The sequence below is a fragment of the Pseudomonas sp. genome (genome assembly GCF_049300855.1).
In the GTDB taxonomy this organism is placed as follows: domain Bacteria; phylum Pseudomonadota; class Gammaproteobacteria; order Pseudomonadales; family Pseudomonadaceae; genus Aquipseudomonas.
Genome location: NZ_JBAQKH010000029.1, coordinates 134587 through 155728 on the forward strand (window position 1 = coordinate 134587; position 21142 = coordinate 155728).

The following is a 21142-nucleotide window of genomic DNA, read 5'->3' on the forward strand; positions in this document are numbered from 1 at the left end:
GCCCGCCCAGACACCCGCGAATCAACAGAGACAGCACAAGATGAACACCCTGAGCCCCCTGGGCCCGAACATCCCGCGCATCGCCCTGATCGGCGAATGCATGATCGAACTGCAGCAGCGCGCCGACGGCAGCCTCCAGCAAAGCTTCGGCGGTGACACCCTCAACACAGCGGTCTACCTGTCCCGCGCTTTGGGCGACAAGGCCGAGGTCGACTACGTCACCGCGCTGGGCGATGACAGTTTCAGCGACGCCATGTGCCAGATCTGGTCCGACGAAGGCATTGGTCTCGATCTGGTCCAGCGCCTGCCCGGGCGTCTGCCGGGCCTGTACTGCATTCAGACCGACGCCAAGGGCGAGCGGCGTTTCCTCTATTGGCGTAACGAGGCGGCGGTTCGCGACTGCTTCACCACCCCGGCTGCCGAACCGATTCTGGCTGCGTTGCCGGATTACGACGTGGTGTATTTCAGCGGCATCACCCTGGCTGTGCTCGGCGCGAAGGGCCGGGAGCGCTTGATCCAGACCCTGATCGATGCGCGTCAACGCGATGCGCGAATTGTCTTCGACAACAACTACCGCCCGCGCTTGTGGGCCTCGGTGGAAGACGCGCGGGCCGCCTATCGCAGCGTTTTGCCCTACGTTGACCTGGCATTGCTGACGGTGGATGACGAGCAGGCGCTGTTCGGTTTTGCCGATTGCGCTGCGGTGTTTGCCGCATACGCACAGTTCGGCACGGCGGAAGTGGTGCTCAAGCGCGGTGCCGAGGCGTGTCTGATTCAGTGTGAGGGTGAGGCGTTCGAAGTGCCGGCGCAGAAGGTCGAGAAGGTGGTGGACACCACGGCGGCGGGGGATTCGTTCAGTGCGGCGTATTTGGCCAGTCGATTGCTGGGCGGCAGTCCGACGGAGGCTGCCGAGGCCGGGCATCAATTGGCGAGCCGGGTGATTCAGGTGCCGGGGGCATTGATTCCGAAACAGGCTTGAATGGCCGCTTGCTGCGCAATCGGTTCGCGAGCAGGCTCGCTCCCACCGGAAAGTGCATTCCAAATGTGGGAGCGAGCTTGCTCGCGAAAGGGCCCTGAAGCCAAGTCTTCAGTCGCGGTAAAACACCTGCACCAGGTGATAACCGAATTTGCTCTTGATCGGCCCATGCACTGTGCGCAGCGGCTTTTTGAAGATCACCGCATCAATCGCGCCGACCATCTGCCCCGGCCGCACTTCACCCAGATCACCACCACGCTTGCCGGACGGGCAGGTCGAAAATTTCTTTGCCAGCACATCAAACGCTTCACCCTTGGCGATGCGTTGTTTGAGCTGTTCGGCTTCTTCGGCGGTTTTCACCAGAATGTGGCGGGCTTGGGCTTTCATCGTGCGATACCTGATAACGGGGTGACGGCGGGGCGCGGATTATGCCTCAAGTCACGGGGTTTGACTGATCATCGTGCGGATCTTGCTGGCGAGTAACTCAATGGCAAAAGGTTTGGCGACCATGTCCATGCCGTCTTCGAGAAAGCCCTGACGCTCGGCAGCTTTCTGCGCGTAGCCGGTCATGAACAGCACCTTGAGCCCCGGTCGATGCTGACGGGCGATCTCCGCCAGTTGCCGGCCGTTCATGCCCGGCAGGCCAACATCGGTGACCAGCAGGTCGACGCGCAGATCGGATTCCAGCAGGGGCAGCGCCGTCTTCGCGTCTTCGGCTTCGAACGCCCGATAACCGAGCTCTTTGAGCAGGTCGAGCACCAGCATGCGCACGGCCGGGTCATCTTCAACGACCACCACGGTCTCGCCCGTCGCCGTCGCCGGCGCTTGTTCAGAGGGCGTGATTGCCGGCTGTTCCGCCTCGGCGCCGTACCAGCGCGGCAAGTACAACCGCACGCAAGTGCCCTGGCCCGGCAGGCTGTCGAGGCTGACATGGCCACCGGACTGCTGGGCAAAACCATAAATCATCGACAGCCCCAACCCTGTGCCCTGGCCGATCGGTTTGGTGGTGAAGAACGGATCGAATGCCTTGGAGCGCACGGAGGGCGTCATGCCGGTGCCGTTGTCGCTGACCGCCAGCATCAGGTAGTCACCAGCCTTCACCGGTTCCAGTGTGGTGATGTCACTGCCGTCGAGGTAGACGTTGGCGGTTTCGATCAGCAGTTCACCGCCGTCGGGCATCGCGTCGCGGGCGTTGATCACCAGATTGAGCAGGGCATTTTCCAATTGGCTGACGTCAGTGCTGACCGGCCACAGATTTTCCGCCAGCTTCAGTTTCAGTTCGATCGGATCGCCTTTGGTCCGCAGTATCAGATCTTCCAGCGACGCGATCAGCTCGTTGACGTTGAGCTGTTTGCGGTCCAGCGACTGGCGTCGGGAAAACGCCAGCAAGCGATGGGTCAGGGCCGCCGCGCGATTGGCCGACGACACGGCTGCCTCGGTGAAGCGCCCGATCTCGTTGGCCCGTCCGTCGGCTATGTAGCGCTGCATCAGGTCGAGGCTGCCGATGATGCCGGTGAGCATATTGTTGAAATCGTGGGCGATGCCGCCGGTGAGCTGGCCGACCGCTTCCATCTTCTGCGCATGGCGCAACGCATCTTCGGCGCGCTCGCGCTCGAACATCTCGTTCTGCAGACGCTGATTGGCCTGGGCCAGTTGCTCGGTGCGGGCGCTGACGCGCTCCTCCAGCGTCTCGTTGAGATTACGCAACGCTTCTTCGGTTTTCTTGCGCTCGGTTTCATCGATGACAAAGATGTAGAAACCGTTGACCGCGCCATCGGCACCGTGGCGCGGCAGGTAGTTCATCAACGCATGGCGGCTGCTGCCATCCCGGTGCGTGGTGTACAGACTGAACGAACACGGCCTGCCGGCCAGCGCTTCGGCGATGTATGGCGCGCGCAAGAAGTAGGCTTCTTCGCCGATCACTTCGCGAATGGTGCGGCCGTAGAGTTCCTGCGGCGTCAGCCCATACCAGTCCAGATAGGCGGCGTTGTTCAGGCGAAAGCGTTCTTCGTGGTCGACGTAGCTGATCAGGATCGGCATGGCGTTGATGATCAACTGCAGTTCCGTCTGGCTCTGGCGCAAGGCCTGTTCGGTGTGTTTGCGCTCGGTCAGGTCCAGCGCCGCACCGAGGAAGCGCACGGGCCGACCATGGTGATCCTTGTAGCAACGGCCACGGGCAAACACCCAGCGCAGCACGCCGTCGGGCTGCAGCAGCCGATACTCCTCGGCGTATTCGGTGCCGTGGGTGATGCAGTGTTTGATGCTGCGGGCGATCAACGCGCGGTCTTCCGGGTGCACGCCCTGCAAGTAATCCGTGATGGGTAACCGACTGGCCTGCGCCGGATCAACGCCATGCAATTGGGCGAAATGCGCGTCGGCGATGAAGCGGTCTTCGCCGATGTCCCAATCCCAGGTGCCCACGGCATCGGTTGCGGCCAACGCCAGTTGCAGGCGTTCTTCGGTTTGCCGTTGCGCCTTGAGGCTGTCTTCGGAGCGTTGCTGCAATTCCAGGGCGATGCGCCGGCGCTCGTTGGTTTCGATGGCCGTGACGAGAATACCGGCCACTTGCGCGGTTTCATCGCGGATCGGGCTGTAGGTCAAATCCAGCCAGAAGTCGGAATCCTTGCCATCCCGTTGCAGGGTAAAGCGGCGTTCGCTGTAGGTGCGCACCTGGCCTTGTAGGACGGCGCTGTAAATCGGGTCGGTAAAGTCGCGAAGTTCCGGCCATATAAGGTGCGCCGGCTGTCCGAAAGCGTGCGGATGCTTGTGGCCGGCGAGCAGGGCGAAGCCGTTGTTGTAGATCTGCGTGAGCTGCGGCCCCCACAGCAGCAGCATCGGCATCGGCGAGTGCAGCACGATGTCCACCGCCGTGCGCAGGCTTTGCGGCCAGCCGCTGGCAGCGCCCAGCGGGCTGCGGCTCCAGTCGGTGCGGGCAATCAGCGCCTGAGCGTCGTCGGTGTTCGGTACAGCATTCATTGCATCAGTCCTGAGCGTGGTTCGGTGAGGCGACGTCTATCATTGTTGCAGTTGAGCTGCGCGTGTCGCAGGCCATTTCTGTTCATTGAATGCTTCGCGGGTGCTTTTTGCCATGGAAATCGATGCACTGTTGTCAGTTTTGTCCAATAAAAACGGTTCGGATCTGTTCCTCTCCACGGGCGCGCCGCCGAGTGCGCGTGTCGACGGTGTGCTGACAGCGCTGAGCGAACAGCCCTTCAAACTCGGCGACACTGCCGCTATAGCCGCCTCCCTGATGGACGCCGAGCAGCGCCGGGAGTTCGACCGGGATCTGGAAATGAACCTGGCGATTTCGCGAACGGGCATTGGGCGTTTTCGTGTGAACATTTTCAAACAACGTAACGATGTATCGATCGTCATTCGCAACGTCAAACTCGACATACCGCGTTTCGCTGATTTGAAACTGCCAGCGGTATTGCTCGAAACCGTCATGCTCAAGCAAGGACTGATCCTATTCGTCGGTGCCACCGATTCCGGCAAGTCGACGTCTCTGGCGGCGCTGATCGATCACCGCAATCGCCACAGCACCGGGCACATCATCACCATCGAGGATCCGATCGAGTACATCCATCGCCATCAGCGTTCGATCATCAATCAACGGGAAGTCGGGGTCGATACGCGCAGCTTCCACGCCGCTTTGAAAAACACCCTGCGTCAGGCCCCGGACGTGGTGCTGATCGGCGAAATACGTGACCGTGAAACCATGGAGCATGCCTTGGCATTTGCCGATACCGGGCATCTGGTGCTGTCGACGTTACACGCGCACAACGCCAATCAGGCACTGGAGCGGATCATCAACATGTTCCCGGAAGAGCAACGGCCACAGTTGTTGCACACGCTGGGCAATAATCTGAAAGCATTTATCTCGCAGCGGTTAGTGCGCACTGTTGATGGGCAGCGAAGGGCGGCTGTCGAGGTGTTATTGGGCACTCCGACAATTGCTGATTCGATCCGCCGCAATGAGTTGGGCGAATTGAAAAGTCTCATGGAAAAATCCGCAGAGTCGGGCATGCAGACCTTCGATACAGCACTGCTGCGGTTGGTCGAAGAGCGCGCGATTACAGTGGATGAGGCATTGAAACATGCGGACTCGGTCAATAATTTAAGGCTTGGTATAAAGCTGAAAGTTGAGTCTGTAGGGGGGGCTGATATGTCTACAGGTGATTGGGGGTTGGTGGAGTAAGTTGAATGCCGAAAAATATCGTTGGGTTGGGGGGGTGAAACGTGGGCTTATATTTAATTAGTTGAAAGTTTTTCTGTTTTTATTAAGTTTGGCTTGCTGTTCTAGAAGTCATAATTAATAAACAGAGTCGTGATATGAAGAATCGATGTGATTTGAACAAGATGTCCGGATTGATTGCTGTCGATAATGTGCGTAGTTCTGCTGCAGACGAAGCGGAGCGGAGGGTATTGATCGATCAGTTGAAGAAGTTCAGGAGCGCAATGCAAGAAAATGAAGCGCTTGATTTATCGAAAACTAGCGACTGGGGTATGAGGCTGTGGCCAGAGTCCTCTTTCGGGCGCTTGCAGAAACCCGCGAGTGAAATGCTTGGGGCACTGATAAAACTGATGAGTTCAACGCTGTACAGCAGGGTGACGTCATCGGGGGAGCTTCAGGTATATCTGTTTGAAGAAGGCTGGGTGGATGTGACGCACAACGTTAAACATAATGCCGAGGCCATTGTTGAACTTGAGCGGATAGTTGCAATTGCCAAGGATCTCGGCGGCTTTGTTTACAGTGATAACACAGTGCTGCTCTCACAATGGTTAAGCTTTCACGGGTTCAACGTACCGGATGACAGCACAAAACTTGATAATTTAATTGGTTTTCTTGAATGGAAGTGGCCTGAGGCGGATAACTTTGCCAACTATTGGGAGCAGATAACAGGTTTCAATGATGGATCGATCGCCTTGACGCCGCTTCAGTGTGCCGAGATCCGTGCGTTGACTGAAAAAAAGGTTCCAGCGGGTGAGAGCTTGCTTGGCAGTATTTTTAAACGGGTCAAGCCATATAATACTGTTACTGTCGATTGGAATAGTGCGAATGAGGTCATAGCGATTTTGCTTCGCCATTCCACCTCGCAGAAACTTGCCAGGGAATATATCGAGGCATTGGGCTGGTGGGGGGCAACGGCATCCCAACAAGTTGATGAAGACGACCTTGCGCAAGTCTTACTGACCGCTATTATTTTGCAATCGGATCCCTCTATCGGGATAAGCAGAAAGCGTAATTGCATTGGGCGGTTTGATATTTACGATCCTGGTTCAATGGCTGACAAGCCTTTGTATACGCTTCGTGAAAATTTTGAGGCTTATCTCGTTGCAGAGGGTCACTGGCACTCGATCGTCCCCTTGATTTCTCATTTGCTGTTGGCTCACTTGGCACCCGGACTGCTGGTGAAAAACCTGCCGGCGGCGCTTCATGTCGGCTCGATAGGCTGGGTGACTTTTTGCCAAGCGCTAAATTTTGTCGAGGTCAATCGAAGAGGATCCTCGCGCTTCATGTCTTATGAGCAGATCATGAAGTTCGCAAATATGGAGACGGTTAGTCCTGTACTGGGGCAACTTCAGGGTATTGCTGCTATCGACCCGATCATTGACTGGGCATTGATCAACGAGGTCATCACTCATGAAAACCTCAACACCTCTGCTACTGCTGCAGCCCAAAGTGCACTGGATGCCTATAAAGCTCATGTCGATGCAATGGTCTTTGGAGTCAAGGCGTTTGCGGCGCCCCCTCCTAATCGAAAACGATTGGCGATGACCGCCTTGAAGCAGGCAGTACCCAACTGTGATTTTATCGAACAACCGCTGTTACGCCCGGAAGCCTTCTCTGCGATGAGGGTATCGATGCTTGATCTGCATATCGAAGGTTTATTGACATCCGCGAAATGGGATTGGAATAAAGAGCCCAATATATTTAATGCCTATCCCGAGCTGTTGCTGTTGCCTCCGATCAAGCCGATGTTCGAAGCGGAATTGGCCAGTTATCACAAAGATATTCATAAGGCTATGGGTTCGAATATAAAATTGGCTATAGCCGGAATGCCTCGTGTCGATCGGGAAATATTTGCTTCCAGCAAGATCACTTTTTTTACTGTTCGGCCCTCGGTCGCCGAGCTGCACTATCCCTCATCGAGCAATTACAATCTGGTGGGTGTGGGTAATAAACCAACTGAAAATATCGAGGTTCAGTTAAAGAAGGATCAAGCGGTAGGGCGGTTTGGCGTGATCATGATAGCGTCCTACGGCAATAATCAGACGTTATGTTATGAAATGTTCACCTTGCTGGGTGAGTGCAGAAGGAATGACGAGTTAGGCAAACTGATTGTCTACACTAAAAAAATGAATATGCTTGGCAGGGTAGAGTACAAAGGGAAGCTAAATGATGCATCTTTTCCATTGCCCGCAACGCATAATGTGCCGACTGATTTCGATAGCTACATCGTCGGGACAAAACCTGTGCAGAATGCTTCAGGGATCATGGTCATAGAAAAGCTCGGTTCAGTCCCGGCGCCAACATCCACAACGAAAACGGCTCGTAATTCTTATCAGTTTTTTGTCAATGAGCACATCGAGAATATTGCCCGCTTTGTAATGGAAAACAGACCGTTGGGCAGTCTTCAGGATTTCAGGGATGTATTTACCGAGTACACAGATAAAGAGCGTACAGCCAATACATATAAAGAGCTGTTGACCTATATTATTAATTTGTGCGTTCCATTCAAAAAATGCATCGAGGATTTGGCGTCTGGAAATAAAAATCAGGTTGTTGATGGGGTTTATGCATGTACGATGGATGCCATCGGTATATTTTTTACTGTATTGGGTGCGCCGGCGAAAATTTTGCACATCGCAGCCAAGACAGTATCACTGACCGCAAAAATCGGCAGCCTGGTCAGGTTTGGCATGTCGCTTACGGTTTCTACCTTCAACCCGATTGATGGATTACCGACCGCGGGTTACCAAGCGTCCAAAGCATTGTTTAAGAGTGTCATGCATTTAGGTGTGTCAGGAGTGAAGGTGGTGGAGGCTGCTGTTGTCCAGATGGGCAGGTTGACCGGTACTGCGCAGGATTTTCACAAACTGTCGAGTGCGGCAGGTCTGGGGCTTGGTAAGTGGCGTCCCGTGGGAAGTACGGCGGCAGCTTTGAATGTTTGCGCGATCAATAAAAGTAGTCAGTGGTTTGCAGTCAACCGTCTGGGTAAGCCATGGGGAAAGCGACTTGTTAATTTCGATCATCAACAGAAATTCAGTTTGCCGCTGCTACAAAAGCCGATACCGGATATTTTTACGAGTCATATTATAGAGCGCAGCTTGACAGCAGCCCGCTTGAAAATTGACAACGCAATTGATGTGCTGCGGTCTCCCAACTTGAACTTCAAAACTGACCTCGCGATCGGACTGTTTTTGGGCAGTACCCCGGCTGCGCGTGATGGCTTATCGAATTTATTAGGTGCAATCAGGCTGGATTTTGGCGGCATTTCCGCGAGTAACCTTTACCTGGACGTTTTTAAAGTCGATGACAGCATCATCCAGGTAAACCCTTTCGATTATGGTAAGTGGAAAAATGCGGGTGCGCAGGAGAGGAAGCATTTGCGTTACATGACGGTCAATACGATCAACTTCAATCAGCGATTCAGCTTGTCGGGTTATGGCGAAATCGCGGATGACCTCATTCATGAAATGACACGGGTTACCCCTGCCAAGACCAGTCTGGTCACAGCAGAAAGCGCGACTATCGACGGCAAGATAGGCCTGGATGTCGCACCGCTGCTAAACCTGGCGAAGGGACGCCACCGGCGAACGGAGATGAGCGGCGCTGACGATTTCTACAACAGTGATCAAGCGCTCGCCAATGCGGACTCGCTAGCGCTTACGGTGGCATTGCTCAGTCTGTTGAAAACGGACGAAGCCCTGTTTTCGGTGACCGTCGGCGTCATGCGTGCAGCAATTAATGCCAGTGCGAATCAGCCGATTACGGGTGAAATTGTGGTCAGCCTGAACTAAAACTGTGCAACGCGAATTTCATCTTTGAATGACCTCGATCGCGCCCAGTTCCGGCCGATCCCGAAACTGTTCCAACGCTTCGGGGTTGGCCAGAGCGTCAGTGTTTTTCACCGGTTGCCCGTGCACCACGTTTCTTACGGCAAGTTCAACGATCTTGCCGCTGATGGTGCGCGGTATATCAGTGACGGCAACGATCTTCGCCGGCACATGCCGCGGCGTGGTGTTGGCGCGAATCACCTGACGGATCTGCGCCTGCAGTGGTTCATCCAGTTCGACGCCGTCCTGCAAGCGTACAAATAGCACCACCCGCACGTCATCCTGCCATTGCTGGCCGATGGCGACGCTGTCGAGTACTTGCGGGAGTTTCTCCACCTGCCGATAGATTTCCGCCGTGCCGATGCGCACACCACCGGGGTTGAGCACCGCGTCAGAGCGGCCGTGGATCAGCATGGCGCCGTGGGGCAGTTGTTCGGCGTAGTCACCTTGCGCCCAGACGCCTGGGAAGAGGCTGAAATACGATTGCCGCAACTTGCTGCCATCGGGGTCATTCCACAGCCCGATCGGTATCGCCGGAAAGTGCCGGGTACACACCAGCTCACCCTTTTCGCCGATCACGGGTTGACCGGCGTCATTCCACACTGCCACGGCCATGCCCAGACTTTTGCCCATGATTTCGCCACGCCTGACCGGTGACAGCGGGTTGCCGTTGACGAAGCACGAGACGATGTCCGTGCCGCCGGACATCGAGGCCAGGCACACGTCGGCTTTGACGTCACGGTAGACATAGTCGTAACTTTGCGGCGACAGGGCAGAACCGGTACAGAGCAGGGTTTTCAGAGTGCCCAGGTCATGACTTTCGCGCGGTTTGCAGCCGCTGCTTTCGAGTGTCGCAAGGAACTTGGGGCTGGTGCCGAATACAGTGATGCGCTCATCGTCGATCAAGCCCAGTAAGCGCTCGGTTTCGGGATAAAACGGTGAGCCGTCGTACAACACCACGGCGCTGCCGACGGCGAGGGCCGAGACCAGCCAGTTCCACATCATCCAGCCACAGGTGGTGTAGTAGAACAGCCGGTCACCGGGGCCGAGATCGCAATGCAGACCGTGCTCCTTGACGTGTTGCAACAGCACGCCGCCGGTGCTGTGAACGATGCATTTCGGCACGCCCGTAGTGCCGCTCGAATAGAGCACGTAAAGCGGATGATTGAACGGCACCGGGACAAAATCCGGCTCGCCGGCGGCTTGGTAGAAGTCATCCCACAGGCTGACTTCGGCGTCGGTCCGGTAATCCTCGGCGCGAGCTTGCGGGCGCGCGTACGGCACGATGATCAACTGTTGCAGCGAGGGCAGTTGTTGCAGGATTTCGTTGAGCTTGTCGGTCTGGTCGATTGCTTTGCCGGCGTACCGGTAGCCGGCGCAGGTGATCAGCACTTTCGGATCGATCTGGCCGAAACGGTCGATCACCCCGTGGGTGCCGAAGTCCGGCGACGAGCACGACCAGATTGCGCCGAGACTGGTGGTCGCCAACATTGCCACGAGGGTTTGCCAGGTGTTGGGCATGCATGCTGCCACCCGATCACCGAGGCCGACGCCGCCGGCTTGCAAACTGGCCTGAAAGCCAGCGACCTGTTCGGCCAGCTCAGCCCAGGTCAACTGTTCACGCTGGCCGTTTTCCGCCACGGCCACGACTGCCACGGCATCGTCGCGACGCCGCAACAGGTGTTCGGCAAAGTTCAGGGTGGCACCGGGAAACCATGTCGCGCTGGGCATCTGTGAGCCCTCACGCAGTACGGCGTCGGGCTGGGTATGGAAGCGAATATCGAAGAAGTCGACGATGTCCTGCCAGAATTCACTGCGCTGCTCGATGCTCCATTGGTGCAGGGCAGGGTAGTCGTCAAGGTGCAGCGAATGACGCTGATTGATCGCACGCCGAAAGGTGTCCATACGCGATTTGGCGATGCGCTGGGGCTCGGGTTGCCAGAGAATTTCGGACATTGGTTTGCCTCTTGTTATCACGCTGAACCTGTGGGAGTGAGCCGGCTCGCGATAGCGGACTGACATTCAACAGCGGTGTCGACTGTTACAGCGCTTTCACCAGCAGGCGCGCTCCCACAGAAAGGGGGGGCTTACTGCGCCAACCACCCGCCATCAATATTCCACGCCGCGCCACGTACCTGACTGCCGGCCTCACTGCACAGAAACAACACCAGTTCCCCCAGATGCTGCGGCGTGACGAACTCCAGCGACGGCTGTTTTTCGGCGAGCAAATCATGCTGCGCCTGCTGCGGATCGACACCCTTGGCCGCACGATCATCGATCTGCTTTTGTACCAGCGGCGTCAACACCCAGCCCGGGCAGATCGCATTGCAGGTGACTTGGCTGGTCGCGGTTTCCAGCCCGACCACTTTGGTCAGGCCGATCACGCCATGCTTGGCGGCAACGTAAGCCGCTTTACCGGTCGAACCGACCTGACCGTGCACGGAAGCGATGTTGATGATCCGCCCCCAACCTTTGGCGCGCATGCCCGGCAGGCTCAACCGGGTGCTGTGAAACACCGACGACAAGTTGATCGCAATGATCGAATCCCAGCGCTCCACCGGGAATTCCTCGACCGCCGCCACATGTTGAATGCCGGCGTTGTTGACCAGAATATCGACCCCGCCAAACTCGCGCTCGGCGTAGGCGATCATCTCGGCAATCTGTGCCGGATCACTGACATCGGCCGGATGATGGCCGACCTTGCCGCCGTATTGTCCGACCTCGGCGATGACGGTGGACGCATCGCCGAAACCATTGAGAATCAGGTTCGCCCCTGCCTTGGCCAGGCTCAGTGCGATGCCCAGACCGATGCCGCTGGTGGAGCCGGTGACCAGTGCGGTTTTGCCCGAAAGAGTCGTCATGAATACCTCACACAATGCCAGTGGCGTAGAAAGTGCCGATCACTACGAAAACCGCGAGGGTCTTGATCAGCGTAATACAGAAAATGTCTTTATAGGCTTCACGGTGGGTCAGGCCGGTGACCGCGAGCAGGGTGATGACGGCGCCGTTGTGCGGCAGGGTGTCCATGCCGCCGCTGGCCATCGCGGCCACACGGTGCAGCACTTCCAGCGGGATGTTCGCCGCGTGGGCGGCCGCGATGAACTGCTCGGACATCGCCGCCAGCGCAATGCTCATGCCGCCCGATGCCGAACCCGTGATCCCGGCCAGCAGGGTAACGGTAATGGCTTCGTTGACCAGTGGATTGGGGATTTGCTTGAGCCAGTCGGCCAGCACCAGAAAGCCCGGCAGCGAGGCGATCACCGCGCCGAAACCATATTCAGAGGCGGTGTTCATTGCCGCCAGCAACGCACCGCTGACAGCACTTTTGCTGCCTTCAGCGAGCTTGCTGCGAATCGCCTTGAAGCCAAACACCAGCACCATGAGGATGCCGATCAGCAGCGCCGCCTGCACGGCCCAGATCGCCGTCAGCTTGGCGATCTCGGTGGTCACGGGCGTGGCCATGCCCGGCAGCGCGAGGCTGTGCGTCTTGCCGTACCACTGTGGAATCCATTGCGTGAACAGCAGGTTCATGATGCCCACCGCCAATAACGGCGACAGCGCGATCCACGGGTTCGGCAGCTTGAGATCTTCAGCGGTTTCCGGTTCATTGCGCAACTCGGTGCCATAGCCTTCACCTGCACGCTGGGCCTTGTTGCGTTGACGCTGCAGAAACAGCATGCCGGTGCAGAACACGAAAATCGTACCGATCACTCCCAGCCACGGCGCGGCCCATGCCGTGGTGTTGAAAAAGGTGCTGGGGATGATGTTCTGGATCTGCGGTGTGCCGGGCAGGGCGTCCATGGTGAAAGAAAACGCGCCGAGGGCGATGGTCGCCGGGATCAGACGTTTAGGGATGTTGCTCTGCCGGAACATCTCGGCCGCAAACGGATACACCGCAAACACCACCACAAACAGCGACACGCCGCCGTAGGTGAGCAGGGCGCAGACCAGCACGATCACCAGCATCGCTTGTCGGGTACCGAGCAAGCGAATCGCCGCCGCGACAATCGAACGGGAGAACCCCGAGAGTTCGATCAACTTGCCGAACACGGCGCCGAGCAGAAACACTGGAAAGTAGAGTTTGATGAAACCGACCATTTTCTCCATGAACACCCCGGTGAACGCGGGGGCGACAGCAGAAGGGTCGGTGAGCAGGACGGCGCCGAGGGCGGCAATCGGGGCGAAGAGGATAACGCTGTAGCCACGGTAGGCGGCCAGCATCAGCAGCGCGAGGGCCGCCAAGGCAATGATCACACTCATGGTGTGTCTCTCCAGAATTGTTATTTTTGTGGGTGAAACAGGTGTGGGAGAGCTGTTAGCGAGATTTGTGCCAGATCTTTAAGTCATTGATATCTAATAGTTATTTATTTTGTTTTGGATGGGGTAATCACAGTTGTCTCCTTTTAGAGACTTTCGACGGCAGGGATGACGCTTTCGCGAGCAGGCTCGCGCCTACTTTTGAGTGCGTTTTCCAGTAGACGCGAGCCTGCTCGCGAAGCCTTTGATCTCGTCCTGAATTGGAGACGTCAGTCTCATTAATGAGATCCGGCAATCCCCAGCGCCAGCATTTTTTTGTAGAGCGTTGATCTTCCCAGCCCTAACCGAGCTGCGGCTTGCGGAACGTTTCCCGCACACTGCGCTAGCGTGGACGCGATTAATTGCCGATCAAAACGCTCTCGCGCCTGTGCGAATGTTTCCTGCTTCAACGGATTTAACGCCGGTGCCGTTGCGTGCTCGACCGGGGTGAACGTGCCGATAGCCGCGCGAATATCGTTTTGCGTCAGCATCAAGTCATCACTGAGCAGCGCCGCCCGCTCAAGCACATTACGCAACTCGCGGATGTTCCCCGGCCATGCATGCTGCCCGAGCAATTCCAGGGCATCACGGTGCAGTTCGTGCTGACTGCGCAATTCTTCGAGGATCGCTTCACTGAGCGCCGGCAGATCATCCAGACGTTCACGCAGTGGTGGCACCTGAATCGGCAGCACGTTGAGGCGGTAATACAAATCGGCGCGGAACTCACCGCGTTTGATCGCGGCTTGCAAGTCCGTCGAGGTGGCGGCGATCACTCGCACGTCACTCTGGATCACTTCGTTGGAGCCTACAGGCTCGAATTCCTTTTCCTGCAACACCCGCAGCAGTTTGCTTTGCAGGGGCAACGGCATGTCGCCGATTTCATCGAGGAACAGCGTGCCGCCCTGCGCAATCTGCAACTTGCCGGTGCGACCCTTACGGTCGGCGCCAGTGAATGCGCCGGGCGCGGTGCCGAAAAATTCAGCCTCGAGCAATGCTTCGGGAATCGCCGCGCTGTTGATGCTGACGAACGCTTTGTGCGCTCGCGGCGAGGCACTATGAATAGCCTGGGCCAGCAGTTCTTTGCCGGTGCCGGTCTCGCCGAGCAGCAACACCGGCGACTCGGCGCTGGCGCTGCGGCGGGCGCGGCGTTTGACTTCAAGGCTGGCGGCGCTGGTACCAATGAAATGCGCGAAGTTGTATTTGGTCTGCCGGGCGCGCAGCAATGAGCGGGTCGAGGCCAGTTCTTCCTGCATGCTCAGGTAGCGTTTGAGCATCGGCGACAGCGTGCGCAATTCATCGAACAGGGCAAAACCGATCGCGCCGATCACCGTGCCGGCGTCGTCGTGGATCGGCAGGCGCATCACCACCAGTGGTTCTTTCGGCGTGTCTTGCATGTCCAGCAGAATCGGCCGCCCGCTGCGCACCACTTCGCGCAGCAGGCTGCCGGGGATCACGCTTTCGCAGGGTTTGCCAATTGCGCCAGCGGCCGACTCCAGACCGAAACGGCGCGCGTAACGCTCGTTCATCCAGACGATATTGGCGTCGCGGTCAACGATCACCGTGCCTTCGCTGGACTGCTCGATGATCTCGAACAGCGAGCGAATTGCCAGGGTGCGAACCCGTTGGTAGTCCTTGAGGCTTTCGGTGGTGTTCATCTGACGGCTGATCCGGGATTTGGGTTGTTAATTCGGGCCCCTTCGCTGGCAAGCCAGCTCCCACAGGAATTTCGCTCGTTCACAAATGTTGTGTACGCCGCAGGCCCCTGTGGGAGCTGGCTTGCCAGCGAAGGCCGCGACTCGGTTGCAAGTCGAACGGCGAGTATGCCTAGCCCGGATGCGCCGCCGCCAACAGCTCTTTGGTGTACGGATGCTGCGGCGCATCGAACACCTCATGACTGGCGCCACGCTCGACCACCTTGCCGTCCTTGATCACGATCATGTCGTGGGCGAGGGCACGCACCACCGCCAGATCGTGGCTGATGAACAGATACGTCAGGCCGTGTTTTTCCTGCAGGTCGCGGAGCAGGGCGACGACTTGTTTCTGTACCGTGCGGTCGAGTGCCGAGGTCGGTTCATCGAGCAGGATCAGCGCCGGTTTCAGCACCAGTGCCCGAGCGATCGCGATGCGCTGGCGCTGGCCACCGGAGAATTCGTGGGGGTAGCGATGACGGCTTTGCGGGTCGAGGCCGACCTCCTTGAGCACGCGGATCACTTGTTCATCGCATTCATCGGCGCTCGATTCGCAGTGCACTTCCAGGCCTTCGCTGATGATCTGCGCCACTGACATGCGCGGGCTGAGGCTGCCGAACGGATCCTGGAACACCACCTGCATCTGCCGCCGCCATGGCCGCAACTGCTTCTGGTTGAGACCGTCGAGCGCTTCACCCTGAAAGCGGATGCTGCCCTCGGAGTCGAGCAAGCGCAGGATCGCCTGACCCAATGTCGACTTGCCAGAGCCGGACTCGCCAACGATGCCCAAGGTCTTGCCGCGCTGGATGTTCAGACTGATGCCGTCCACGGCGCGCAGGTGTTGCTTGCGCTGAAACAGACCGCCGCCGATGAGGAATTCAACCTTGAGGTTTTCCACCTCCAGGACGTTTTCACGGTTATCGCGTGGTAACGCTTCGCCTTCCGGCTCGGCGTTAAGCAACACGCAGCTGTACGGGTGCTGCGGTGCCGTGAACAACGTTTCGCAGGGTGCCTGCTCAACGATCTGTCCGGCCTTCATGACACACACGCGCTGGGCGATGCTGCGCACCAGATTGAGGTCGTGGCTGATCAGCAGCAGCGACATGCCGAGCCGCTGTTGCAGGGATTTGAGCAGCAGCAGGATCTTGCGCTGCACGGTGACATCGAGCGCTGTGGTCGGCTCGTCGGCGATCAGCAATTCGGGTTCGCAGGCCAGGGCCATGGCGATCATGACCCGTTGTCGTTGCCCGCCGGACAGCTGATGGGGATAGGCCTTGAGCCGCTCTTTGGGTTTCTGGATGCCGACCAGTTCGAGCAGTTCGAGAATGCGCTGTTGCGCCGCTTTACCGCCTAGGCCACGGTGCAGCAGAAGGGTTTCGCCGATCTGCTTTTCGATCGTGTGCAACGGATTGAGCGAGGTCATCGGCTCCTGAAAAATCATCGCAATACGGTTGCCGCGCAGTTCACGCAAAACCTTGGGATCGGCGCCGACCAGTTCCTCGCCACGATAGCGAATGCTGCCGGTAGTTTGCGCTTCGCTGTCAGGCAGCAATTGCAGGATCGAGTGGGCGGTCACCGACTTGCCCGAGCCCGACTCGCCAACCAGCGCCAGGCACTCGCCGGGGCGAATGTCCAGGCACAGGTCACGCACCACGTTCTGGCCGTGGAAGGCGACGTTGAGGTTGCGGATTTCTATCAGGTTATCAGTCATGGTCACGCTTCAGGATCGAGGGTCGAAGGCGTCGCGCAACGCTTCGCCGATGAACACCAATAAAGAAAGGATCAGCGCCAGCGTAAAGAACGCCGTCAAGCCGAGCCACGGCGCTTGCAGGTTCTGCTTGCCCTGACCGATCAGTTCGCCCAGCGAGGCACTGCCGGCAGGCATGCCAAAACCGAGAAAATCCAGTGCCGTAAGGGTCGAAATCGCCCCGGTGAGGATGAACGGCAGATAACTTAACGTCGCGTTCATGGCGTTAGGCAGGATGTGCCGGACGATCACCTTGCGATCGGTCAAGCCCAACGCGCGCGCTGCTTTGACGTATTCCAGGTTACGCCCGCGCAGGAACTCCGCACGCACCACATCGACCAGCGCCAGCCATGAAAACAGCGCCATGATGCCCAGCAGCCACCAGAAATTCGGTTCGACAAAACCGGACAGGATGATCAGCAGGTACAACACCGGCAGCCCCGACCACACCTCCAGCAAACGCTGGCCGAGCAGGTCGACCCAACCGCCGTAGTAGCCCTGCAAGGCGCCGGCTGCGATGCCGATCAGAGCGCTGACAACGGTCAGCATCAACGCAAACAGGATCGACACCCGCGCACCGAAAATCACCCGTGCCAACACATCCCGCGCCTGATCGTCGGTACCGAGCCAGTTGACCGAGGTGGGTGGGCTTGGCGCCGGTTTGTTGAGGTCATAATTTGGCGTGTCATCACTGAACGGGATCGGCGGGAACAGCAACCAGCCGCCGTCCTTGCGGATCAGGTTCTGTACATATTCGCTGCGATAGTCGGCCTGAAACGGCAGTTGCCCGCCGAACTCCTGCTCGGTGTGGCGCTTGAGCACCGGGAAGTACCACTGGTCTTGATAGCTGACCATCAACGGCCTGTCGTTGGCGATCAGTTCACCGCCGAGGGTCAGCAGGAACAGACCGATGAACAACCACAGCGACCACCAGCCGCGTCGGTTTTTCTTGAAGCGCTCGAAACGGCGACGGCCTAACGGCGAGAGCTTGAACATCAGGCATTCCTCGCGGCGAAGTCGATGCGCGGATCGACGAAGGTGTAGCAGAGGTCGCCGATCAGTTTTATCAAAAGGCCGAACAGCGTGAAGATGAACAGCGACCCGAACACCACCGGGTAATCCCGGGACACGGCCGCTTCGTAACTCATGCGGCCGAGACCGTCGAGGGAGAAGATCACCTCGATCAGCAACGAGCCGGCGAAGAACACGCTGATGAAGGCTTGGGGAATCCCCGAGACCACCAGCAGCATCGCATTGCGGAATACGTGCCCGTAGAGCACACGGCGCTCGCTCAGGCCTTTGGCCCGGGCAGTCACCACGTACTGGCGGGTGATCTCATTGAGGAACGAGTTCTTGGTGAGGATCGTCAGTGTGGCGAATCCACCGATCACCAGCGCCGTCACCGGCAGCACCAGGTGCCAGAAGTAATCGGTGATCTTGCCGAGGGTCGACAGCGACTCGAAATTATCCGAGACCAGACCGCGAACCGGGAACCAGTTCAACGACGTGCCGCCGGCAAACACCACGATCAGGAACATCGCAAACAGGAACGCCGGCATCGCGTAGCCGATGATGATCGCCGTGCTGCTCCAGATATCGAAATGGCTGCCGTGGTGCACGGCCTTGCGGATGCCCAGCGGGATCGATACCAGATAGGTGATCAGCGTTGCCCATAATCCGAGGGAAATGGTCACCGGCATTTTTTCCAGAATCAGGTCGGTGACGGTTGCGCCGCGAAAGAAGCTCTTGCCGAAGTCCAGTTGGGCGTAGTTCTTGAGCATCAGCCACAGGCGTTCATGGGCGGGTTTGTCGAAACCGTATTGTTTTTCAATGTCCTTGATCAATTGCGGATCGAGGCCACGGCTGGCGCGCGAGGTGCCGCTCATGGTTTCGCCCGTGCCACCGCCGACATTGCCGCCGCCGATGCCTTGCAGATGGGCGATCGCCTGTTCCACCGGGCCGCCGGGCGCGGCCTGAATAATGACGAAATTGACCAGCAGGATGATCACCAGCGTCGGGATGATCAGCAGCAGACGCCGCAGTATATAAGCCCACATCAGTGCGGCCCTCCGGGTCTGCCACGGCGGATTTTCTCGGCGGTCATCTGTTGGTTGGTCAGCGCGGTACTGCTGATTTCCCACCAGCTCTCGATCGCTTCGTCATTGCTCGCCTGAACCGTCGGGATACCAAAACGGTTCCACCACACGGTCGAGGTGCCCGGCGGGTAATAGTTGGGAATCCAGTAGTAGTTCCATTGCAGCACCCGATCCAGCGCGTGGGCGTAATGCAGCATGTCGGATTGTGTGGAGGCGCGGATCAGGCCATTGATCAGCGTATCCACCGCCGGGTTTTTCAGCACCATGTAGTTGTTGGCACCGGGGTCGTTGGCCGAGGCGGAGCCAAAGTAATTGAGTAATTCGCCACCCGGAGAGGTGGTCACGGGATAGCCGGTGACGATCATGTCATAGTCCCGGCTCATCAGCCGATTGACGTACTGCGAAGAGTCGATGCGGCGGATATCCAGGTTGATGCCGATCTGTTTCAGCGTGCGTTTGTACGGTAACAACAGGCGATCCATGCCGTTCTGGCTGACCAGGAAGGTGAAGCTCAATGGCTCGCCCTCGGCATTCACCAGTTGATCGCCATCGGGTTTCCAGCCGGCTTGCTCAAGCAGTTCGAGGGCTTGTAACTGCTTGTCGCGGATCAGCCCGCTGCCATCGGTTTTCGGCGCTTCGAAGACACTGGTGAAAACTTCATCGGGAATCTGCCCGCGCAGCGGTTCGAGGATCTTCAGTTCCGCCGCATCCGGTAGTGCACGAGCCGCCAGATCGGTGTTGGAAAAGTAGCTTTGCTGGCGGATGTACAGGTTGCGCATCATCTGCCGGTTGCTCCACTCGAAGTCCCAGAGCATGGCCAGCGCCTGACGCACACGGCGATCCTTGAACATCGGTTTTTGCAGATTGAACACGAAGCCCTGGGCCGATTGCGGCGCTTGCGTGGCCAGGTGAGCCTTTTGCAAACGACCATCGCTCAGGGCCGGGCTGTCGTAGCCGATTGAATAGCCGGTGGCCGAGAACTCACGGTTGTAGTCATAAGCGCCGCCGCGCAGCACCTGTCGAGCGACGTCGGTGTCGCCGAAGTATTCGATGCTGAAATGGTCGAAGTTGTAGAGGCCGCGACTGACCGGCAGGTCCTTGCCCCACCAGTCTGCATTGCGTTCGAACGTAATGCTGCGCCCCGAGTCGACCTTGCCGACGCGATAGGGACCACTGCCAAGCGGCGGCTCATAGCCACCGCCGCCAGCGAAATCGCGACTCTTCCACCAATGTTCGGGAAACACTGGCAGGGTCGCGATGTCCAGCGGCAGGGTGCGGTTTTCGTTGTTCTTGAAGTCGAAACGCACGATTAGCGGTGCTTCCACTTCGACGTCTTTGACATCGGCGAACTGCGTGCGATAACGCAGGCTGCCTTGGGTCATTAATAGATCATAGGTGTAACGCACGTCTTGCGCGGTGATCGGTTTGCCATCAGCGAAGCGCGCCTTTGGATTGATGAAGAAACGCAGAGACAGCCCGTCATCCGAACGCTCCATTTTTTCCGCCACCAGACCATAAACGGTGTAGGGCTCGTCCATCGAACGTTGCGCCAGCGGTGAGTACAACAGACCATCGATCTGGGTGACGCCAATGCCTTTGTCGATGTAGGGCAGGACATGATCGAAGTGACCAATCTCGATCGCCGAACGACGCATTGTTCCGCCCTTGGGCGCTTGCGGGTTGGTGTAGTCGAAGTGGCTGAAGCCGGGAGCGTATTTGGCCGGCTCGCCATAAACGGTCAACGCGTGTTGCGGTGCCGCGTTCACGCCGGTGACGCCCGACAACAGGGTGAGGGCGGTAAGCATCAATGTGGGGAAAAGCAGTCGCATTGTCAGCCTTGGAGCGAGAAATCGATAAGCGCAATTTGTACGCGAGAGGCGCGTCTGTCGCCAGCCGTATGTGTAACTGAAACACAACGGCCCACCAAATGGCGGGCCGTTGGGGAGCAATCAGGCGATCAATCAGTCCTGACGGCTGGTGACTTCCAGCAGGTGATAACCGAACTGAGTCTTCACCGGGCCTTGCACGACGTTGATGGGCGCGCTGAAAACCACAGTGTCGAATTCCTTGACCATCTGGCCAGGACCGAAAGAGCCCAGGTCGCCGCCCTGACGGCTGGATGGGCAAGTGGAGTTGGCCTTGGCGACTTCGGCGAAATCAGCGCCGCCTTCGATCTGGGCCTTGAGTTCGTTGCACTTGTCTTCGCTGGAAACCAGGATGTGGCGGGCAGTGGCTTTAGCCATGGGGAAAATCTCCAATCTATTTCAGTAAAGTGTGG

General features: G+C 57.9%; 14 protein-coding genes. 3 read left to right on the forward strand and 11 right to left on the reverse strand.

The genetic code is table 11. The features are described from left to right. Positions 1 to 40: 40 nt before the first annotated feature. Positions 41 to 979, forward strand: a complete 939-nt coding sequence (locus tag WA225_RS15785) for a sugar kinase (protein WP_422608609.1) — start codon at positions 41 to 43, stop codon at positions 977 to 979. 108 nt (positions 980 to 1087) lie between these two features. Here the strand turns inward: WA225_RS15785 and WA225_RS15790 are convergent, their stop codons facing one another. Both WA225_RS15790 and WA225_RS15795 read right to left on the reverse strand, forming a co-directional pair. Further along, positions 1088 to 1363 (reverse strand): peptidylprolyl isomerase, encoded by a 276-nt coding sequence (locus WA225_RS15790; protein ID WP_007912322.1) that lies wholly within the window; start codon positions 1361 to 1363, stop codon positions 1088 to 1090. A 51-nt stretch (positions 1364 to 1414) separates the two neighbouring features. Next, positions 1415 to 3952 (reverse strand): PAS domain S-box protein, encoded by a 2538-nt coding sequence (locus tag WA225_RS15795; RefSeq protein WP_422608610.1) that lies wholly within the window; start codon positions 3950 to 3952, stop codon positions 1415 to 1417. A 112-nt stretch (positions 3953 to 4064) separates the two neighbouring features. On the opposite strand from WA225_RS15795, the gene WA225_RS15800 reads away from it, so the two are divergent. Further along, a complete protein-coding gene (locus WA225_RS15800) occupies positions 4065 to 5174 on the forward strand; it encodes a PilT/PilU family type 4a pilus ATPase (protein WP_422608611.1) in 1110 nt (369 codons plus the stop codon). Positions 5175 to 5326: 152 nt separating this feature from the next. Next, on the forward strand, positions 5327 to 9001 hold the full coding sequence (locus WA225_RS15805; RefSeq protein ID WP_422608612.1) for a hypothetical protein: 3675 nt from the start codon (positions 5327 to 5329) through the stop codon (positions 8999 to 9001). Positions 9002 to 9019: 18 nt separating this feature from the next. On the opposite strand, the gene WA225_RS15810 is transcribed toward WA225_RS15805, so the two are convergent. The 9 genes from WA225_RS15810 to WA225_RS15850 form a co-directional block, all read right to left on the reverse strand. After that, the gene (locus tag WA225_RS15810; RefSeq protein WP_422608613.1) at positions 9020 to 10993 is read right to left on the reverse strand and encodes an acetoacetate--CoA ligase; all 1974 of its coding nucleotides are present in this window, start codon (positions 10991 to 10993) and stop codon (positions 9020 to 9022) included. 131 nt (positions 10994 to 11124) lie between these two features. Continuing rightward, positions 11125 to 11898, reverse strand: coding sequence for a 3-hydroxybutyrate dehydrogenase (hbdH, locus tag WA225_RS15815; RefSeq protein WP_422608614.1), 774 nt, complete (start codon positions 11896 to 11898; stop codon positions 11125 to 11127). Between the two features lie 7 nt (positions 11899 to 11905). Continuing rightward, positions 11906 to 13297, reverse strand: coding sequence for a GntP family permease (locus tag WA225_RS15820; RefSeq protein WP_422608615.1), 1392 nt, complete (start codon positions 13295 to 13297; stop codon positions 11906 to 11908). Between the two features lie 275 nt (positions 13298 to 13572). Then, on the reverse strand, positions 13573 to 14988 hold the full coding sequence (locus tag WA225_RS15825) for a sigma-54 interaction domain-containing protein (protein ID WP_422608616.1): 1416 nt from the start codon (positions 14986 to 14988) through the stop codon (positions 13573 to 13575). A gap of 169 nt (positions 14989 to 15157) precedes the next feature. Further along, positions 15158 to 16732, reverse strand: a complete 1575-nt coding sequence (locus WA225_RS15830) for an ABC transporter ATP-binding protein (RefSeq protein ID WP_422608617.1) — start codon at positions 16730 to 16732, stop codon at positions 15158 to 15160. 9 nt (positions 16733 to 16741) lie between these two features. Next, a complete protein-coding gene (locus WA225_RS15835) occupies positions 16742 to 17764 on the reverse strand; it encodes an ABC transporter permease (RefSeq protein WP_422608618.1) in 1023 nt (340 codons plus the stop codon). Further along, on the reverse strand, positions 17764 to 18825 hold the full coding sequence (locus WA225_RS15840; protein WP_422608619.1) for a microcin C ABC transporter permease YejB: 1062 nt from the start codon (positions 18823 to 18825) through the stop codon (positions 17764 to 17766). The genes WA225_RS15835 and WA225_RS15840 overlap by 1 nt, the downstream gene beginning before the upstream one ends. After that, the gene (locus WA225_RS15845; protein ID WP_422608620.1) at positions 18825 to 20693 is read right to left on the reverse strand and encodes an extracellular solute-binding protein; all 1869 of its coding nucleotides are present in this window, start codon (positions 20691 to 20693) and stop codon (positions 18825 to 18827) included. Before WA225_RS15845 ends, WA225_RS15840 begins: the two co-directional genes overlap by 1 nt. 132 nt (positions 20694 to 20825) lie before the next feature. Further along, the gene (locus WA225_RS15850) at positions 20826 to 21107 is read right to left on the reverse strand and encodes a peptidylprolyl isomerase (protein ID WP_007912303.1); all 282 of its coding nucleotides are present in this window, start codon (positions 21105 to 21107) and stop codon (positions 20826 to 20828) included. Positions 21108 to 21142: the final 35 nt, after the last annotated feature.